The 17,224-nt window shown below is 72.5% G+C and carries 16 protein-coding genes; 8 read left to right on the top strand and 8 right to left on the bottom strand.

Going from position 1 to position 17,224, the window contains the following annotated elements:
• Positions 1 to 31: 31 nt before the first annotated feature.
• Positions 32 to 880 (top strand): 3-hydroxyacyl-CoA dehydrogenase family protein, encoded by an 849-nt coding sequence (locus tag IGA62_RS06810; protein WP_145815762.1) that lies wholly within the window; start codon positions 32 to 34, stop codon positions 878 to 880.
• A gap of 101 nt (positions 881 to 981) precedes the next feature.
• Here the strand turns inward: IGA62_RS06810 and IGA62_RS06805 are convergent, their stop codons facing one another.
• Together IGA62_RS06805 and IGA62_RS06800 are read right to left on the bottom strand one after the other, a co-directional pair.
• Complete coding sequence (locus tag IGA62_RS06805) at positions 982 to 1,830, bottom strand: ABC transporter permease (protein ID WP_145815763.1); 849 nt, start codon at positions 1,828 to 1,830, stop codon at positions 982 to 984.
• Complete coding sequence (locus tag IGA62_RS06800) at positions 1,827 to 2,675, bottom strand: ABC transporter ATP-binding protein (protein ID WP_145815764.1); 849 nt, start codon at positions 2,673 to 2,675, stop codon at positions 1,827 to 1,829. Before IGA62_RS06800 ends, IGA62_RS06805 begins: the two co-directional genes overlap by 4 nt.
• Before the next feature lie 152 nt (positions 2,676 to 2,827).
• Here IGA62_RS06800 and IGA62_RS06795 point away from each other — a divergent pair, with 152 nt between their 5' ends.
• Positions 2,828 to 4,846: a protein meaA gene (locus IGA62_RS06795; protein WP_145815765.1), complete on the top strand. Its 2,019-nt coding sequence runs from the start codon at positions 2,828 to 2,830 to the stop codon at positions 4,844 to 4,846.
• A 27-nt stretch (positions 4,847 to 4,873) separates the two neighbouring features.
• Here IGA62_RS06795 and IGA62_RS06790 read toward each other — a convergent pair whose 3' ends face one another.
• Together IGA62_RS06790 and IGA62_RS06785 are read right to left on the bottom strand one after the other, a co-directional pair.
• Positions 4,874 to 5,161, bottom strand: a complete 288-nt coding sequence (locus IGA62_RS06790; protein WP_145815766.1) for a DUF1540 domain-containing protein — start codon at positions 5,159 to 5,161, stop codon at positions 4,874 to 4,876.
• Positions 5,162 to 5,203: 42 nt separating this feature from the next.
• Positions 5,204 to 6,154 (bottom strand): polysaccharide deacetylase family protein, encoded by a 951-nt coding sequence (locus IGA62_RS06785; RefSeq protein WP_232624906.1) that lies wholly within the window; start codon positions 6,152 to 6,154, stop codon positions 5,204 to 5,206.
• A gap of 428 nt (positions 6,155 to 6,582) precedes the next feature.
• Here IGA62_RS06785 and IGA62_RS06780 point away from each other — a divergent pair, with 428 nt between their 5' ends.
• The gene (locus IGA62_RS06780) at positions 6,583 to 7,179 is read left to right on the top strand and encodes a hypothetical protein (protein WP_408632875.1); all 597 of its coding nucleotides are present in this window, start codon (positions 6,583 to 6,585) and stop codon (positions 7,177 to 7,179) included.
• A gap of 62 nt (positions 7,180 to 7,241) precedes the next feature.
• Here IGA62_RS06780 and IGA62_RS06775 read toward each other — a convergent pair whose 3' ends face one another.
• Complete coding sequence (locus IGA62_RS06775; protein WP_145815768.1) at positions 7,242 to 7,841, bottom strand: DUF4126 domain-containing protein; 600 nt, start codon at positions 7,839 to 7,841, stop codon at positions 7,242 to 7,244.
• A gap of 71 nt (positions 7,842 to 7,912) precedes the next feature.
• Here IGA62_RS06775 and nucS point away from each other — a divergent pair, with 71 nt between their 5' ends.
• Positions 7,913 to 8,572 carry an endonuclease NucS gene (gene nucS, locus IGA62_RS06770; protein WP_145815769.1) on the top strand — a complete coding sequence of 220 codons (660 nt, stop codon included), beginning with the start codon at positions 7,913 to 7,915 and terminating at the stop codon, positions 8,570 to 8,572.
• Between the two features lie 84 nt (positions 8,573 to 8,656).
• Here the strand turns inward: nucS and IGA62_RS06765 are convergent, their stop codons facing one another.
• A complete protein-coding gene (locus IGA62_RS06765) occupies positions 8,657 to 10,153 on the bottom strand; it encodes an aldehyde dehydrogenase family protein (protein ID WP_145815770.1) in 1,497 nt (498 codons plus the stop codon).
• Positions 10,154 to 10,464: 311 nt separating this feature from the next.
• On the opposite strand from IGA62_RS06765, the gene IGA62_RS06760 reads away from it, so the two are divergent.
• The 4 genes from IGA62_RS06760 (at position 10,465) to IGA62_RS06745 (ending at position 14,117) form a co-directional block, all read left to right on the top strand.
• Complete coding sequence (locus IGA62_RS06760) at positions 10,465 to 10,932, top strand: FHA domain-containing protein (protein ID WP_145815771.1); 468 nt, start codon at positions 10,465 to 10,467, stop codon at positions 10,930 to 10,932.
• A gap of 101 nt (positions 10,933 to 11,033) precedes the next feature.
• On the top strand, positions 11,034 to 12,824 hold the full coding sequence (locus IGA62_RS06755) for a 3-hydroxyacyl-CoA dehydrogenase family protein (RefSeq protein WP_145815772.1): 1,791 nt from the start codon (positions 11,034 to 11,036) through the stop codon (positions 12,822 to 12,824).
• Between the two features lie 52 nt (positions 12,825 to 12,876).
• Positions 12,877 to 13,203 (top strand): hypothetical protein, encoded by a 327-nt coding sequence (locus IGA62_RS06750; protein ID WP_091450803.1) that lies wholly within the window; start codon positions 12,877 to 12,879, stop codon positions 13,201 to 13,203.
• Positions 13,204 to 13,316: 113 nt separating this feature from the next.
• The gene (locus tag IGA62_RS06745) at positions 13,317 to 14,117 is read left to right on the top strand and encodes an alpha/beta hydrolase (protein ID WP_145815773.1); all 801 of its coding nucleotides are present in this window, start codon (positions 13,317 to 13,319) and stop codon (positions 14,115 to 14,117) included.
• Positions 14,118 to 14,133: 16 nt separating this feature from the next.
• Here the strand turns inward: IGA62_RS06745 and bla are convergent, their stop codons facing one another.
• The gene (gene bla / locus IGA62_RS06740) at positions 14,134 to 15,072 is read right to left on the bottom strand and encodes a class A beta-lactamase (protein ID WP_145815774.1); all 939 of its coding nucleotides are present in this window, start codon (positions 15,070 to 15,072) and stop codon (positions 14,134 to 14,136) included.
• A 12-nt stretch (positions 15,073 to 15,084) separates the two neighbouring features.
• Positions 15,085 to 17,073 (bottom strand): coiled-coil domain-containing protein, encoded by a 1,989-nt coding sequence (locus IGA62_RS06735; RefSeq protein ID WP_145815775.1) that lies wholly within the window; start codon positions 17,071 to 17,073, stop codon positions 15,085 to 15,087.
• Between the last annotated feature and the right edge of the window lie 151 nt (positions 17,074 to 17,224).

Below are 17,224 nucleotides of genomic sequence, written 5' to 3'. Positions count from 1 at the left end.
GCACTCAACACCAGGCGAGGGAGAGAAGCAGATGGCGGGTCGACTCGCGGTCGTCGGGGCCGGGCTGATGGGTTCGGGCATCGCCCAGGTGGCGGCGCAGGCGGGCTGGCAGGTGACCCTGCGGGACCTGGACGACGCGGCCACCGCACGCGGCGTCGCCGGTATCCGGAAGTCGCTGGAGAAGTTCGCCGAGAAGGGTCGGATCGAGACGTCGGAGGTTGAGGCGACGCTCGACCGGATCACCCCGACCACCGACCTGGAGGCCGTCGCCGACGCGGACATCGTCGTCGAGGCGGTCTTCGAGCGGCTGGAGATCAAGCACGAGGTCTTCCGGGCACTGGACAAGATCTGCAAGGCGGACGCGGTGCTGGCCACCAACACCTCGGCCATCCCGGTGACCCAGATCGCCGCGGTCACCGAGCGGCCGGAGTCGGTGGTCGGGACGCACTTCTTCTCGCCGGTGCCGATGATGCGGCTCTGCGAGCTGGTCCGGGGCTACAAGACCAGTGACGGGACGCTGGCGACCGCGCGGGCCTTCGCCGAGGAGGTCGGCAAGACGGTCGTGGTGGTGAACCGGGACATCGCCGGCTTCGTCACCACCCGGCTGATCGCCGCACTGGTGGTCGAGGCGGTCAAGCTGGTCGAGTCCGGTGTGGTCTCCGCCGAGGACCTGGACACGGCCTGCCGGCTGGGCTTCGGTCACGCGATGGGGCCGCTGGCCACCACCGACCTGACCGGCGTGGACGTGCTGATGCACGCGGCGAAGAACATCTACACCGACACCGCCGACGAGAAGTTCTTCCCGCCGGAGCTGCTCCAGCGCATGGTCACCGCCGGTGACCTGGGCCGCAAGAGCGGCAAGGGCTTCTACACGTACTGAGTGTGGTCGCCGGGGTTTGAGTGGTTGCAGGGGCACCTTCCTCATCGATTTGCGGTAGGAGGGGGCCCCTGCAACCACCTCAGCGGGCCGTTGGCAACGCCTCAGCCGTCGCGGCGGGTGGTCCAGCGGAACGTGCCGAGGCAGAGCAGCAGGCCGATCACGCACCACGCGACGAGCACCAGGGCGACCCGGTCCAGCTCGAAGGAGCCGCCCGGTTCGCGGGCGCCGAAGCTCTCCGGCAGGAAGACCGAGCGCAGTCCCTGGCACATCCACTTCAGTGGGAACAGTGCGGCCACCTGCTGCATCCAGGCGGGCAGGTTGGTGAAGACGAAGAAGACCCCGGAGATGAACTGGAGCACCAGGGCGACCGGGGTCACCACCGCCGAGCCGCTGCGCGCCGTCCGGGCCAGCGAGGAGATGGCGATGCCGCAGAGGGTGCAGGCGGTCACCCCGAGCACCGAGACCCAGGCGAAGGTGAGCCACTTGCCGGCGGTGCCCGGCAGATCCAGGTCGAACAGGGCCACCGAGACGGCGAGCAGCAGCGCGGTCTCGGCGACGCCGATCACCACCACCATGATCACCTTGCCGGCGAACCAGACCCACTTCGGCATCGGGGTCCCCCGGTAGCGCTTGAGCACCCCCCGGTCCCGCTCGATCGGGATCCAGATGCCGAGGTTCTGGAAACTCACCGTCATCAGTCCGGTCGCGATCATGCCGGTGATGAAGTACTGCGTGTAGCTGACCCCGGGGGCGATCTCGTCGCTGAAGATCGCCGCGAAGATCAGGATCATGATGATCGGGAAGCCCATCGTGAAGACGACGGACTCCCGGCTGCGCAGGAACTGGGTGATCTCCAGCCGGCCCTGGCGCAGGCCGAGGGCAGCCGGGCCGACCCGCCGGGCCCGGGTCGCGTCGGCGGCGGGCGTGGCCGGCTTCGTGGTGGTGGTCATCGGTGTCCGATCATCCGCAGGTAGACGTCTTCCAGGGTCGGCCGGGTCACGGTGAGACCGGGCACCTCGCCGCCGTACCGCGCGGCGAGCTCGGCCACCAGCGCCGTCGGCGTCGCGCTCTCCGCGCTCTCGGCCACCCCGTCCGGGGTACGCCAGGAGACCGTCGCCATGGCCTCCTGACGGTTGCCCAGCCGGCTCGGCGGTGCCACCTCGACCAGCCGGCCGGCGGCGATCACCCCGACCCGGTCGGCGAGCGTCTCGGCCTCGTCCAGGTAGTGCGTGGTCAGCAGGATGGTGGTGCCGGCGGCGTTCAGGTCCCGGATCAGCTCCCAGAACTCGCGCCGGGCTTCCGGGTCGAAGCCGGTGGTCGGCTCGTCGAGGAAGAGCAGCTCGGGGCGGCCCACGATGCCGAGCGCCACGTCGAGGCGGCGCTTCTGTCCGCCGGAGAGGGTGTGCGTGCGGGCCTTCGCCTTGTCAGCCAGCCCGACCCGTTCGATGACCTTCGCCGGGTCCTCGGCGTCCGGGTAGAACGCGGAGAAGTGCCGGACCACCTCGGCGACGGTCAGCTCGTCGAACTCCCCGGTGCCCTGGAGCACGATGCCCATCCGGGCCCGCCAGCCCGGGGACGGGTGCGCCGGATCAACGCCGAGCACGTGCACCTCGCCCGCGTCCCGCTGCCGGTAACCCTCCAGGATCTCCACCGTGGTGGTCTTCCCGGCACCGTTCGGGCCGAGCAGGGCGAACACCTCACCACGGCGGACGGCCAGGTCCACGCCGGCCACCGCGACGTTGTCGCCGTACGCCTTGCGCAGCCCCCGCACCGAGATCGCCAGCTCCTCATCCATGCGTCAAGTGTGCGACCTGCACCGGGCGGGCCGACCGTCGGGGCGTGTCACCTCCGGTGCCGTCCGCGCCCGATGTCCGTCACCAACTGCGGCCTGGCCTGTGTGGTTTTTCACCAGCCCCGGTGACTCGCCGGTAACTTAGACTCCCGGCCATGACCGAGAAGGCCGCCCCGGGCCGGTTGCCGGAGCGCGACCGGCCCTGGCTGATGCGCACCTACGCCGGGCACTCCTCGGCCACCGCCACCAACGCGCTGTTCCGGCGCAACCTGGCCAAGGGGCAGACCGGCCTGTCGGTCGCCTTCGACCTGCCCACCCAGACCGGGTACGACCCCGACCACGACCTCGCCGCCGGTGAGGTCGGCCGGGTCGGCGTCCCGGTCGCCCATCTCGGCGACATGCGGGCCCTCTTCGAGGGTCTTCCCCTCGCCGACCTGAACACCTCGATGACCATCAACGCCCCGGCGATGTGGCTGCTCGCCCTCTACGGCACCGTCGCCGCCGAGCAGGGTGCCACCCTGGCCACCTGCGCCGGCACCACGCAGAACGACATCGTCAAGGAGTACCTCTCCCGGGGGACCCACATCTTCCCGCCGGCCGCGTCGCTGCGGCTGACCGCCGACGTGATCGCGTACACGCTGCGCGAGATGCCCCGCTGGAACCCGGTCAACATCTGCTCGTACCACCTCCAGGAGGCCGGTGCGACGCCGGTGCAGGAGGTGGGCTTCGCGCTGGCCACCGCAGTCGCCGTGCTCGACGCGGTCCGCGACTCCGGTCAGGTGCCGCCCGACCGGATGAGCGAGGTGGTCGGCCGGGTCTCCTTCTTCGTCAACGCCGGGGTGCGCTTCGTCGAGGAACTGGCGAAGATGCGCGCCTTCGGCCGGCTCTGGGACGAGATCACCCGGGAGCGGTACGGCGTCACCGACCCGAGGCAGCGCCGCTTCCGGTACGGCGTGCAGGTCAACTCGCTGGGGCTGACCGAGGCGCAGCCGGAGAACAACGTCCAGCGGATCGTGCTGGAGATGCTCGGCGTCACCCTCTCCCGGGACGCCCGCGCCCGCGCGGTCCAGCTCCCGGCCTGGAACGAGGCGCTCGGCCTGCCCCGGCCGTGGGACCAGCAGTGGTCGCTGCGCATGCAGCAGGTGCTCGCGTACGAGTCGGACCTGCTGGAGTACCCGGACCTCTTCGACGGCTCGTACGTGGTCACCGCACTGGTGGACGGCATCGTCGCCGGGGCGCGGGAGGAGTTGGCCACGGTGCTGGGCATGGGGGGCGTGGTCGCCGCCGTGGAGACCGGTTACCTGAAGAGCGCCCTGGTCGCCTCGCTGGCCGAGCGGCGTCGCCGGATGGAGTCCGGCGCGGACGTGGTGGTCGGCGTCAACCGGTTCACCGGGACCGAACCCTCCCCGTTGACCGAGGCCGGCGCGGCGGCGGTCGAGACGGTGGATCCGGCCGTGGAGGCGGTCGCCGCGGTCCGCGTACGCGAGTGGCGGTCCGCGCGGGACACGGCGGCGGTGGACGCCGCGCTGGCCCGGCTCCGCGCGGACGCCGCGACCACGGCGAACCTGATGCCGGCCACCCTCGACTGTGTGCGGGCCGGCGTGACCACCGGCGAGTGGGCCGGCGCGCTACGGCAGGTCTTCGGCGAGTACCGGGCGCCCACCGGGCTCTCCGGCGCTGCCGGGGCCGGCGGGGACGCGTCGCTGGGCGCGGTCCGCGAGCGGGTCACCGCCACCGCCCGTGAGCTGGGCGGCGGGCGGCTGCGGCTGCTGGTCGGCAAGCCCGGTCTGGACGGTCATTCCAACGGCGCGGAGCAGATCGCGGTACGTGCCCGCGACGCCGGCTTCGAGGTGGTCTACCAGGGCATCCGGCTGACCACCGGACAGATCGTGGCCGCTGCCGTCGAGGAGGACGTGGACCTGGTCGGGCTCTCGGTGCTCTCCGGTTCGCACCGGGCCGCCGTGCCGGCGGTGCTGGCCGGGCTGCGGGCGGCCGGCCGTCCGGACCTGCCGGTGGTGGTCGGCGGGATCATCCCGGCCGCCGACGCGGCGGAACTACGGGCCGCCGGGGTGGCCCGGGTCTTCACCCCGAAGGACTTCGCCCTGACCGGCATCGTCGACGAACTGGTCACGGTGATCCGGGAGGCGAACGGTCTGCCCGCGTCCGGCCCGTGACCCGGGCCGTTGCGCGGCCGGCGTGGTTCAGGCCGGTGCGTAGGTCAGGCAGTCGGCACTCTCCTCGCCGACCCGGATGCCCGGGGCGTGGCACTCGAGCTCGGAGTTGTGCCGGCAGTCCGCCCGCTGGCACGCGCCGACCTGGGCGACCAGCATCTGGATCCCACCCCGTTCCGGCATCTCCACGAAGGTGTGGCAGCGGGCGTGGGAACTGCTGCCCACCGTGATCGCGAACGCGTGACAGCCGTTCTCGTTGTACGAGCACCGGCTGACGGTGCACTCCTCCACACGGGGCATTTCGACGGCGCCGGTCATCGCGGTCTCCTCTAGTCGGTATGACCGTATTTTACGGCTTTATCACCTTTCCTGAGTGGGGTCTGCGGCAAGTGCCCCGTCCCCGAGAACCTCGGACAGCGGAGCCGGGGTCAGCCCGCGCTCGGCCAGCCCGGCGAGGATGTGCGGCAACGCCTCGTCGGTCATCGCCGCGTTCGCCTCGGTGACGTGCAGGACGATCACCGAGCCCGGTTTCACCTGGCTGAGCACGGCCCGGACGATCGGCCGCCAGGCGGTGGCGAACGGATCCCCGCTCACCACGTCCCCGTCGACCACGGTCGTGCCCAGCGGTGCGAGTGCGGCGAGTGCGGCGCCGTCGTGGCAGAGGCCGGGGAAGCGGAAGTACCGGGTCTGTCGCCCGCCGTACGCCTCCACCAGCTCGAACGTCCGGGCCACGTCCGAGGTCATCTGCCCGGCCGGGATCCGGGGCAGGTTGTAGCAGTCCGACGTGAAGGCCAGGTGGCCGTAACTGTGGTTGGCCAGCTCGAAGCGGGGGTTTCCGGCCAGCCGCCGGGTGATGTCGGGATACCGCTCCACCCACTTGCCGGTGAGGAAGAAGGTGGCCGGCACCTTCTCCCGCTCCAGCATCTCGATGATCCGCAGGTTCGCGTACGACCGCACCCGTCCGGTCCGCAACTGGTAGAGCATCGCGTCCGTCATGTCCGCGTCGAAGGTGAGCGCGACCTTGTCGCCCGTGCGGGGTCCGTGGTCGACCACGGGTGGCCGGGTGCCGGGGCGGGTGGCGCCGGGGATCCGTCCCGGGGTTCCGGGTGTCCCGCCCAACCGACCCGAGACGCCCGGGGCCGGCTGTTCTGCGGGGTCGCTGCCGGTCGCGCCCGGGGTGGCCGGCGCCCGGGTGACCCAGGCCCCGCCGTCGGTGAGCCGCTGGTCACCGCTCCAAGCGAGGGCGGCGACCCCGCTCACGACGACCAGGGTGGTGGCGAGCAGGAGGACGTGGATCTTCTTCAGGAACACCGGAAGATGATCGCAGTACCGGCTCCGCCCCTCGGTCCGCCAGGGGACCCGCCGTGCCGCCGCACCGGGGACGAATGTCCGTTCCGTGGCCGGGTGTCGGGTCTGCGTGGGCCGGCTGGCCGGGCCGCCCCGCCCGGGGAATGGTGGGGGCGGGCGGGTGGTTGTACCGGGTCGACGGCCGAGGAGCCGCCCCGCTGCTGGTGGGGCTGGTATGCGGGCCCGGTCGGTGGAATGCCGGCGGGTGGCGGGTCGTTGTACATGGTTCACCGGCGTGGACGGGCGGCAGTTGAGCTTTCCGCCGGTGGTGATTCTTTCCCCCTTGTTGTGTGGCGGGTGCCGTGACGGTGCTCGTACCCCCTGGCACCGTGTTGTTTCCCCCTGGGGTGCCGGGGTGTCGACCCCCTGATGGGAGTTCCCCCATGAACACGATGAATCTGTCGATGCTGCGTAAGGGTGTGCTGGGTGTGGCCGGTGTGGCGTTCGCCGCCGGTGTGGTCGCCGGTCCGGTCGCTGCGGCGACGGTGGAGTCCCCGGCGCAGGCCGCTACTCCGGTGGCGGTGGCGGTGCAGGGCGACAATCCGGACACGGGCAGGTTGATGCCGCATGGTGTGCGGGGTGAGCAGTCCCGGATTCCTCTGGATGCCGAGCAGACCGGCAACGTGAAGGCGATCATCGCGGCGACGAAGAAGGCCGGGATGGACGAGCGGGCGGCCGTGGTGGCGATCGCGACGAGCCTGCAGGAGTCGAAGCTGGAGAACCTGGGTCATCTGGGTGACCGCAACGACCACGACTCGCAGGGTCTGTTCCAGCAGCGCCCGTCGAGTGGGTGGGGCACGGTCGAGCAGATCACCGACCCCGAGTACTCCACGACGGCGTTCCTGAAGGGTCTGAAGCAGGTCGACGGGTGGCAGGACATGCCCCTGACGAAGGCCGCCCAGACCGTGCAGGTGTCGGCGTACCCGGACCACTACGCCCAGTGGGAGACCCAGGCCGCCGACCTCGTTGCCGAGCACTGGACCAGCTGACCCACATGCTGATGGGCCGGCACCCCGAACCCGGGGTGCCGGCCCATCACGCGTCTGTGGAGTCAGGACCGGACGCGACGTCGCCGACGGCGGTCGGCCCGGCGACGCAGGAACCAGAAGACGAAGACGACCAGCCCGACCAGGAGGACGAGCACCAGCACCGGTACGAGGATCGCCACCACGGACATCACCACGCTGGCGGCGTCCTCGGCGGTGCTGGCGACCGGGGCGCCGACACCGGCCGTGGTGGCGTTGACGACCGGTCGGGCCGCCGACTTCAGCAGGTGCACGCCGAAGGCGATCAGCACGCCCATCGCGACCGGCATCCAGTCGTTGGAGGAGAAGAACTGGCCGGGGTCGCTGACGGTGACCGTCTCCGAACTGGAGCCGGCACCGAAGGCGAGCCCACCGGCGGTCGGGCGAACCACCGTCTGGACGACGTCGTTGACGTGGTCGACCACCGGCACCTTGTCCGCGACCACCTCCACGGCCAGCAGGACGACCAGGATCGCGATGACCCAACCGTCGCCGAGCCACTGCCAGCCGGCGGGCAGGGTGATCACGTCGGTGTAGCGCGCCAGCAGCCCCATGGTGAGCAGGGGGATGTAGGCGTTCAGTCCGGCCGACGCGGCCAGGCCGGATCCGGTGAGGATTTCGAACACCCGTCCAGGATCGCACCGGCGCGCCAGTGGTGCTCGGTGGCGACGGACGGTCGCTCCGCTACCCTCGTCGGGTGCGTCTGGTGATTGCGAAGTGCTCGGTGGACTATGTCGGACGGCTCTCGGCCCACCTGCCGGCGGCGACCCGGCTGCTGATGGTGAAGGCGGACGGGTCGGTCTCCATCCACGCCGACGACCGGGCCTACAAGCCGCTGAACTGGATGAGCCCACCGTGCCGGCTGGAGGAGGCCCCCGGTGTGTGGCGGGTGGTCAACAAGGCCGGTGAGGAGCTGCGGATCACCCTGGAGGAGATCTTCCAGGACACCTCGTACGAGCTGGGCGTCGACCCGGGGCTGCGCAAGGACGGCGTGGAGGCGCACCTCCAGGAACTGCTCGCCGCCAACCCGGAGACCCTCGGCGAGGGGTTCACCCTGGTCCGCCGGGAGTACATGACCGCGATCGGTCCGGTCGACCTGCTCTGCCGGGACGCCCACCAGGGTGCCGTCGCGGTCGAGGTGAAGCGGCGCGGTGAGATCGACGGCGTCGAACAGCTCACCCGGTACCTGGAACTGCTCAACCGGGACCCGTTGCTCGCCCCGGTGGCCGGTGTCTTCGCCGCGCAGGAGATCAAGCCCCAGGCGCGGGTGCTCGCCACCGACCGGGGCATCCGCTGTGTGGTCGTCGACTACGACAAGCTGCGCGGCATCGAGCGCAACGACCTCACCCTGTTCTGAACCGCCGGTTCCGCCGTCGTGGCGTGCCGGAACCGCCGGTGGCCCGCGCCAGCGACGCGGGGCCGGCGGCCGGTGCCGACGGACTCAGCGGCCGTACATCACCTTGATCGCCTTGACCAGGCGGGCGACGTCCCGTGGGGTCCGCTCGAAGGTCATCACGGGCAGCAGCGACGGGCCGCGCCGCCGGGTGATCGACTTCGGTCGGCCGAACTCGCGCAGGCCGTCCTCGCCGTGGATCCGGCCGAAGCCGGACTCGCCCACCCCGCCGAAGGGGAGGGTGGACATGCCGGCGAAGGAGAGCACCGAGTTCACCGAGGCCATCCCGGAGCGCAGCCGCCGTGCGGCGGCCACCGCCTGCCGCCGGCCGAAGACCGCGCCACCCAGGCCGTACGGGACGGCGTTGGCGCGGGCCACCGCCTCGTCCACGTCGCGTACCCGGTTGACGGTCAGCGTCGGGCCGAAGGTCTCCTCCCGCACGGCGGCGGAGTCCTCCGGCACGTCCACCAGCACCGTCGGATGGACGAAGGGCGGCCGGACGGCGTCCGCGCCACCGAGTACGGCCCGGCCGCCCCGGGCGAGCGCGTCGTCGATGTGGCGCCGGATGACGTCGATCTGGGACGGCATGGTGATCGGGCCGATGTCCGCGTCGTCGGCGCCGACAGTCAGCCGGCCGGCGCGCTCCACCACCTTGGCCACGAAGGTGTCGAAGACGGGCTCGACCGCGTACACCCGCTCGATGCCGATGCAGGTCTGACCCGCGTTGGTCAGCGCGCCCCAGACGCACGCCTCGGCCGCCGCGTCCAGGTCCGCGTCGCGGTCGACGATCATCGCGTCCTTGCCGCCCGCCTCGATCAGCACCGGGGTCAGTGACTCGGCGCAGGCCGCCATCACCTTCTTCCCGGTCGCGGCGGAGCCGGTGAACGCCACCTTGCCCACCCCGGACCGGCAGAGCGCCGCGCCGACGTCGCCGAGCCCGTGCACCGCGGTGAACACCGGCTGTTCGCCGACCACCTCGGCGAAGCTGTCGACCAGCCACTGCCCGACCAGGGGGGTGTACTCGCTGGGTTTGAACACCACCGCGTTCCCGGCCGCCAGGGCGTACGCGGCGGAGCCGATCGGGGTGTAGACGGGGTAGTTCCACGGGCCGATCACGCCGACCACCCCGTACGGCTGGTATTCCAGGTGGCCGGAGAACTCGGCGAGGATCAGCCGGGAGCGGACGCGGCGTGGCCCGAGCACCCGCCCGGCGTTGCGGGCGGCCCAGTCGATGTGTTCGATGGCGGTGACCACCTCGACGATGGCGTCGGCGATCGGCTTGCCGCCCTCGGCGTGCATCAGCTCGGCGAGCTGCTCGATCCGCTGGGCCAGCAGCGCCCGCCAGCGCAGCAGCCGGGCACGGCGGGCGGTGAACCCGAGCCCCGCCCACCAGGCGCCCGCGGCGCGGCCGCGCTCCACCGCCCGACGGACGTCCTCCGCGGTGGCCAGCGGGAGGTGGCCCACCTCGGCACCGGTCGCCGGACTGGTCGAGACGAGTCGGCCATCGTGGACGACCGGGGTCCCCGGTGCGTTCGCAACCGTCATGGACGAAGTCTAGACCGGGGGTTTACCGACCGGTAGGGTCACGTTCCGGAGTGCTGACACCGCGTACGGTGTCCGACCCTGAGGTGCCGCTCACCATCGGGGCGTCGCCGCCTTCCCCGGTTCCGGCCCGCGCGGTACCGTCGCCCGGTCCTGCCCGCCTTCGTGGTCGACGGCGGCCCGGTCGACCGAATCGGTGAACGTGAGTTGACCGACCGTGGTCGGTGAGGTGTCCGGCCGGCGGTGGGGCCGGCGACCGTTGGGTGGCAGCCTGTGTCACGGGGCGTACCGGTGGGTGGGAGGGCGGACAGTCCATGGAGGATCACCCGGAACTTCTCCCGGTGCTGACGGTGGCCGGTGGGCCGATGCGGGGCGCCCGTTTCCGGCTCCGCCCGGGTCCACTGGTGATCGGCCGCGCATCGACCGTGGACATCGTCGTCGACGATGCGCACCTGAGCCGGCGGCACGCCGTCGTCCGGAGCGAGGGCGACACGGTGACCCTGAACGACCTCGGCTCGACGAACGGGACCTGGCTCAACGACCGCCGCATCTTCGACGTCGTGCCGCTCACCGACGGCGACGTCATCCGGCTCGGCCGGACGGAACTGCGCTTCTTCGACCCCGGTGTGGCCCTGACCGACCCGGTGGGGCTGAGCTTCGGCGTGATGCGCCGGCACCAGCGCCCGACCCTGCCGCTGCCGGTCACCGGCCCGCCGGCCCTGCCGACGGCCCGTCCGTCGGCGCTGCCCGCCCCGACCGAGGGCGCCGACCGGGGTCGGTGACGTGGGCCACCGCGTGTCGGAAACCCGGCGTCACGTGGCAGACTCGCGCGCAGAACCTTAGCGACCGTTCAAGCGGTCCGGAAGCGATGGGGAGGCCGGTCGTGGCGCGCGAGTTCACCAGCGTGGGCGTTGTCGGGCTGGGCACCATGGGTGCCGGGATCGTCGAGGTCTTCGCCCGCAACGGCGTCGACGTCGTCGCGGTGGAGATCGCCGAGGACGCGCTGGAACGCGGCCGCGCGACGCTGACCCGGTCGACCGACCGGGCGGTGGCCAAGGGGAAGCTCGCCCCCGCCGACCGGGACGCCCTGCTGGGGCGGGTGAACTTCGCGGTCGGACTGGCCGCCCTGGACTCGGTGGACCTGGTGATCGAGGCCGTTCCCGAGCGGCTCGACCTGAAGCGGCGGCTCTTCGCCGATCTGGACCGGGTCTGCAAGCCCGAGGCCATCCTCGCCACCAACACCTCGTCGCTGAGCGTCACCGAGATCGCGGTGGCCACCAAGCGGCCGGATCAGGTGATCGGCGTCCACTTCTTCAACCCGGCACCGGTCATGAAGCTGGTCGAGGTGGTCCGGACGGTGGTCACCGCGCCCGAGGTGGTGGCCGACGTCGAGGCGCTCTGCGCCCGCCTGGGCAAGATCGGCGTCACCATCGGCGACCGGGCCGGCTTCATCGCCAACCATCTGCTCTTCGGCTACCTCAACCAGGCCATCGGGATGGTCGAGGCGCACTACGCCACCCGCGAGGACATCGACGCCGCGATGAAGCTCGGCTGCGGCCTGCCCATGGGGCCGCTCGCGCTGCTCGACCTGATCGGTCTGGACACCGCGTACGAGATCCTGGACACGATGTACCGGCGGGGCGGGCGGGACCGCCGGCACGCGCCGGTGCCGCTGCTGCGGCAGATGGTGACCGCGGGACTGCTCGGCCGCAAGTCCGGCCGGGGCTTCTACACCTACGAGCGGCCGGGCTCCCCGGTGGTCGTACCGGACGAGCGGACGCCGGTGGCGGCGGGCGCCGCGCTTCTCGACGGCGCGCGGACGGTCGCCACGGTCGGTGTGGTCGGCGGTGGAACGATGGCCACCGGGATCGTCGAGGCCCTCGCCCGCGCCGGCTACCAGGTGGTGTCGGTGACCCGGGGCGAGGAGAGGTCCGCGCGGGTCCGGGCGGCGCTCACGACGTCGCTGGACGAGGACGTCACCCGGGAGCGGCTCGACCGGGCCGACCGGGATGCCGCCCTCGCCCGGGTGACCTGGTCGGTGACGGTCGACGACCTCGCCGACGTCGACCTGGTGGTCGAGGCGGTGGTCGAGGACCTGAGCGTGAAGAAGGCCCTCTTCGCCAGCCTCGACGGGATCTGCAAGCCGGGCGTGGTGCTGGCGACCACCACGTCCTCCCTGCCGGTGGTCGATCTGGCGATGGCCACCGGACGCCCGGCCGACGTGGTGGGCCTGCACTTCTTCCACCCGGCCCCGGTGACCTCGCTGGTGGAGGTCGTGCGGACCATCCGCACCTCGCCGGAGGCGGTGGCGACCGCCCGCGCGGTGGCCGCCAAGCTCGACAGGACCGCCGTGGTCTGCGGTGACCGCGCCGGGTTCATCGTCAACGCGCTGCTCTTCCCGTACCTGAACGACGCGGTGAAGATGCTGGAGGCGAACTACTCCACCGTCGACGACATCGACCACGCGATGAAGCTGGGCTGCGGCTACCCGACGGGTCCGTTCGCGCTGCTCGACGAGGTCGGGCTGGACGTCGCCCTGACCGTCCAGCGCGAGGTCCACCGCGAGCTGCGGGAGCCCGGTGTCGCGCCCGCGCCGCTGCTGGAGCACCTGGTCACCGTCGGCTACCTGGGCCGCAGAAGCGGCCGGGGATTCCGCGACCACAGCCCCCGCTGACCCCCGCCGGCCGCGGCGCTGGTGACCGGCGTGCGCCCGTACGCTGGAACGCGTGAGCCCCCGTCGCAACCGCCCCCGCCGTGACGACACCGCCCACCTGGACTCCGACCGGGTCCGCCAGGGGGTTCCCACCGTGGAGCGGTGGCGGGACGGCGAGTGGCAGGTACGCGGCATCAGCGGTGGCGCGTCGACCAAGACGTACCGCTGCCCCGGGTGCGACCAGGAGATCCGCCCCGGGGTGGCACACCTGGTGGCCTGGCCGGCGGACGGCTGGGGCGACCTGACCGACCGCCGGCACTGGCACAGCGGTTGCTGGCGGGCGCGGGACCGGCGGGGCCCGGCCGTGCAGCGCGGTCGTGGCGCCCCTCGGCACGGCTGAGCGATCGTCGCCAACCACCGGTCGCGCCGTCCCACGACCCGGTCGAGCGATCTCGGTCACCCCGGAACCGCCCCCGACCGGCGGGCGGACCGGTGAGGCGGGAGACTGGACGGGTGAGCACCCCGATCCGTGCCTCCTCGATCCTGCCCGGGCACCGCGAGGACATCGAACTGCACACCGCGGACGGCCTGACCCTCGTCGGTGAGCTGGCCCGGCCGCTCGACCGCGAGCCGGTGGCCACCCTGGTCTGCCTGCATCCGCTGCCCACGCACGGCGGGATGATGGACAGTCACGTCCTCCGCAAGGCCGCCTGGCGACTGCCGGCCCTGGCCGACCTGGCCGTGCTCCGCTTCAACACCCGGGGCACCACCAGCGTCCGTGGCACCAGCGGCGGCGACTTCGACAACGCCGTCGGCGAGCGGTACGACGTCGCCGCCGCGGTCGAGTACGCCGAGTTCGCCGAGCTGCCGAACATCTGGCTGCTCGGCTGGTCCTTCGGCACCGACCTGGCCCTGAAGTACGGCTGCGATCCCACGGTGAGCGGGGCCATCCTGCTCTCCCCGCCACTGCGTTTCTCCACCCCCGACGACCTGGCGGTCTGGGCCGACAGCGGCAAGCCGCTGGTCGCGCTGGTGCCCGAGTTCGACGACTACCTCCGCCCCGACGAGGCCCGGCAGCGGTTCGCCGCCGTGCCGCAGGCCGAGGTGGTGGGCGTGCCGGGCGCGAAGCACCTCTGGGTGGGCGACGCCGAGACCGTCCTCGACGAGGTGGTCCGCCGGGTGAACCCGGCGGTGCCGGTGCCGCTGCCCACCACCTGGGACGGCCCGATGGAGACCGGCGACGTCAGCGCGTACGCCGACCGGACGGTGGCCTCGTTCGCCGACCGGCCGGTTCCCGGCCCGCCCGCGGGCTGACCACCCGACCGGTGGGTCAGTGACCCAGGGCGTCGAGCGTCACCCGGGTCGCCTCGGCGATCAGCGCGTCGTCGTGGTCGGCGTCCTCGGCGTCCCGGCTGGAGAGCACCGCCAGCACGATCGGGGCGCGTCCGGGCGGCCAGAGCACCGCGATGTCGTTGCGGGTGCCGTAGCCCCCCGTGCCCGTCTTGTCGCCGACCAGCCAACCGGCCGGCACACCGGCCCGGATCAGCCCGCCGCCCGTGGTGTTGCGGCGTAGCCAGTCGGTGAGCAGCGCGCGGTCCTCGGCGTCCAGCGCGTCGCCCAGCACGTACGCCCGCAGGTCGGTGGCGAGTGCCCGCGGCGTGCTGGTGTCCCGGTCGTCGCCCGGGGTGGCCTCGTTGAGGGCGGGCTCGGTGCGCGTCGGCTTCGTGGTCCGGTCGCCGAGGGCCCGCAGGTGCCCGGCGAAGCCGGCCGGCCCGCCGAGTTCGGCCAGGATCAGGTTGGCCGCGGTGTTGTCGCTGTGGCGCACCGCCGCCTCGGCGAGGTCGCGAAGGGACATCCCGGTCCCGACGTGCCGCCCGGTGACCGGCGCGTGGGGCAACAGATCGGCCCGGGTGTAGCGGACCACCCGGTCGAGTTCCTGGGCGGTGGTCGCGTCCAGCAGCGCGGCGGCGGCCAGCGCCTTGAAGGTGGAGGCGTAGGCGAAGCGTTCGTCGGCGCGGTGGACGACGGTGGCACCGGAGCCGGCGTCGACGGCGTAGACGCCGAGCCGCGCCCCGTACCGCGCCTCCAACGCCCCGAACCCCGGGTCCGCCGTCGGGGTGCCGGCGGTGGGCGTCGGCGTCGACGCGGCAGCGCTGGTCGGTTCCGGTGTGGGGGACGAGGGCTCCCCGGGGCCGCAGGCGGCCAACCCGAGGAGCCCGGCCACGGCGAACGCCGCCGCCGTCCGTCGGACACGTCGCGTCGAATCCATACCGGGTGTCGACTACTCCGATTCGACGCGAACCTTGGCCGGCTTCGCGCTGCGCTCGTCGGTGGTCGGCTTGGTCGGTCGCTTGCCGGCCTCACCGGTGCTGGTGATCTTCGTCGGGGTGGCGCCACGACCCCCCTCGCCGGGGACCGCCGCCACCGTCGGTTCACCGTCGACCCCCGCGCTGGCGGCGCCGCCGTCCAGAGTGGTGACCGGCTCGGCCACCGGCCGGGTCTTCGGCTTGCCGCCGTCGCCACCGGCGGCCACCTCGGCCACCCGGCGGGCCTCCGCCTGGGCCCGGGCCGCGGACTCGCCGGCCTGCCGGACCGAGGCGTCCGTCTCGGCCAACCGGGACCGTTCCGTGCCGAGCTGCTGGCGGATCTCCTCCAGGGTGTGCTGGAGGTCGTCGGACTCCTGCCGGGACTTCCAGGTCTCCTGCCGCAGGTCGGCCAGCTCCTGCTGGGCCTGGGCGATCTCCAGCATCACCTGGGCCAGCTGCTGCCGGCCGGCGGCGACCTCCTGTTGGGTGGCGGCGAGATGTTGCTGGGTCGTCGCCAGGTGCTGCTGGGTGGTGGCCGCGTACTCCTCGAACTGCCGGCGCGAGGTCGCCACGTGCTCGTCGGCCTTGCGCCGCTTGGCGGCGGCCTCCGTCTCGGCCTGGTTCAGCAGCGTCGCGGCCTTCTCCTCGGCCTCCCGGCGCAGCGTCGTGACCTGCTCCTCGGTCTCCCGGCGCAGCGTCGCGACCTCCTGCTCGGCGGTCTGCCGCAGGGTCGTCGCCGCCTCTTCGGCCTCCTGCCGGATCCGGGCGGCCCCCTGCTCGACCTCGTCGCGGCGAGCGGTGTAATCCCGCTCCAGCTCGTCCTGACGGGCGGTGTGCTGCTGTTCCAGCTCCTCGCGGCGGGTGGTGAACTCCCGGTCGGCGGTCTGGCGGAGCTGGGTCAGCTCCCGTTCGGTCGCCTCCCGCTGCGCGCTGACCTCCTTCTCCACCCCGGCCCGCCAGGCACCCAGCTCCTGCTGGGTCTGCGCCCGCGCCTGCTGCACGTACGCCTCGGTCTCGGCGCGCATGCGCTGGACGTAGGCCTCGGTCTCGGCCCGGCTGCGCTTGGCCGCCTCGCCCGCCTGGGTGGTGAGCTGGTTCGCCTCCTGCTGGGCCTTGGTCCGGGCGGCCTGCGCCGCCGCGGCAGCCTGGTCGGTGAGCTTCTTGGCGTCCTGCTGCGCCTTGGCGTGCGTCGCCCGGCCGGCCTCGGTGGCCTGCTCGGTCAGGCGCTTCGCCTCCTGCTGGGCCTTGAGGTGCACCTCCTTGGCCGCGTCGCGGAGCTGAGCCGCCTCCTGCTGGGCCTTCGCGTGCGCCTCCCGGGCCGCCTCGCGCAGCTTGGTGGCCTCCTGCTGAGCCTGGTTGTGGATCTCCTTGGCCGCGTCCCGGAGCTGGGTGGCCTCCTGCTGGGCCTTGGCCAGCGCGGTCTGCGCGGCCTCGCGGAGCCGGGCGGCCTCCTCGCGGGCGGCGGTGACCGTCGCCTCCGCCTCGGCCCGCCGGGCGGCGCTGTGCCGCTCCTCCTCGGCCCGCCGGGCGGTGAGGGCCAGCTCGAAGTCCTTCAGTGCCTTGGCGGCCTGCTCACGGGCTTCCTCGATGATGTGCTCGGCCGCCGCGCGACGCGCCTCGATCTCCTCGTTGGCGGCGACGAGGATGTCGTCGGCCTGCTCCTCGGCGAGCGTGAGGATCTGCTCCACCCGGGGCCCCAGGTGCCGGAACGAGGCCCGGTCCACCACGGTGCCCTGCTTACGCACCTGCGCCAGGTCGCGCTGGAGCACCTCCACCTGGCCGGCGAGCTTGTGTATCTGGGTGTACGCCTGTTCCCGTTCGGCTGTCAGCGCCGCGATCTCGTGTTCGGCACGGGCCACGTACCGGTCGACCTGTCGTTTCTCGTACCCCCGCAGGGCGGACTCGAAGCTGGGCTCCGTGGTCACTTCCCCGCCGAGAGCGAACAGTTCCTCGCCGTGCGACATACCCCCATCCTCACACGCGTCCGCCCGCAGTGCGGCGATACGCACGGCGATGATGGGACCCACTTCACCCGGTGCGGGGGACGTGTCGGTCGGCGTCGGTGGGCAGCGTATGGCGCGGGGTGCACCCGTTCAAGGTGACACCCCGCGCCGT

The organism is Micromonospora sagamiensis, assembly GCF_014680085.1.
Taxonomy (GTDB): domain Bacteria; phylum Actinomycetota; class Actinomycetes; order Mycobacteriales; family Micromonosporaceae; genus Micromonospora; species Micromonospora inyonensis.
Note: the sequence above shows the minus strand (reverse complement) of the source record. Positions and strands in the feature narration are given on the sequence as shown.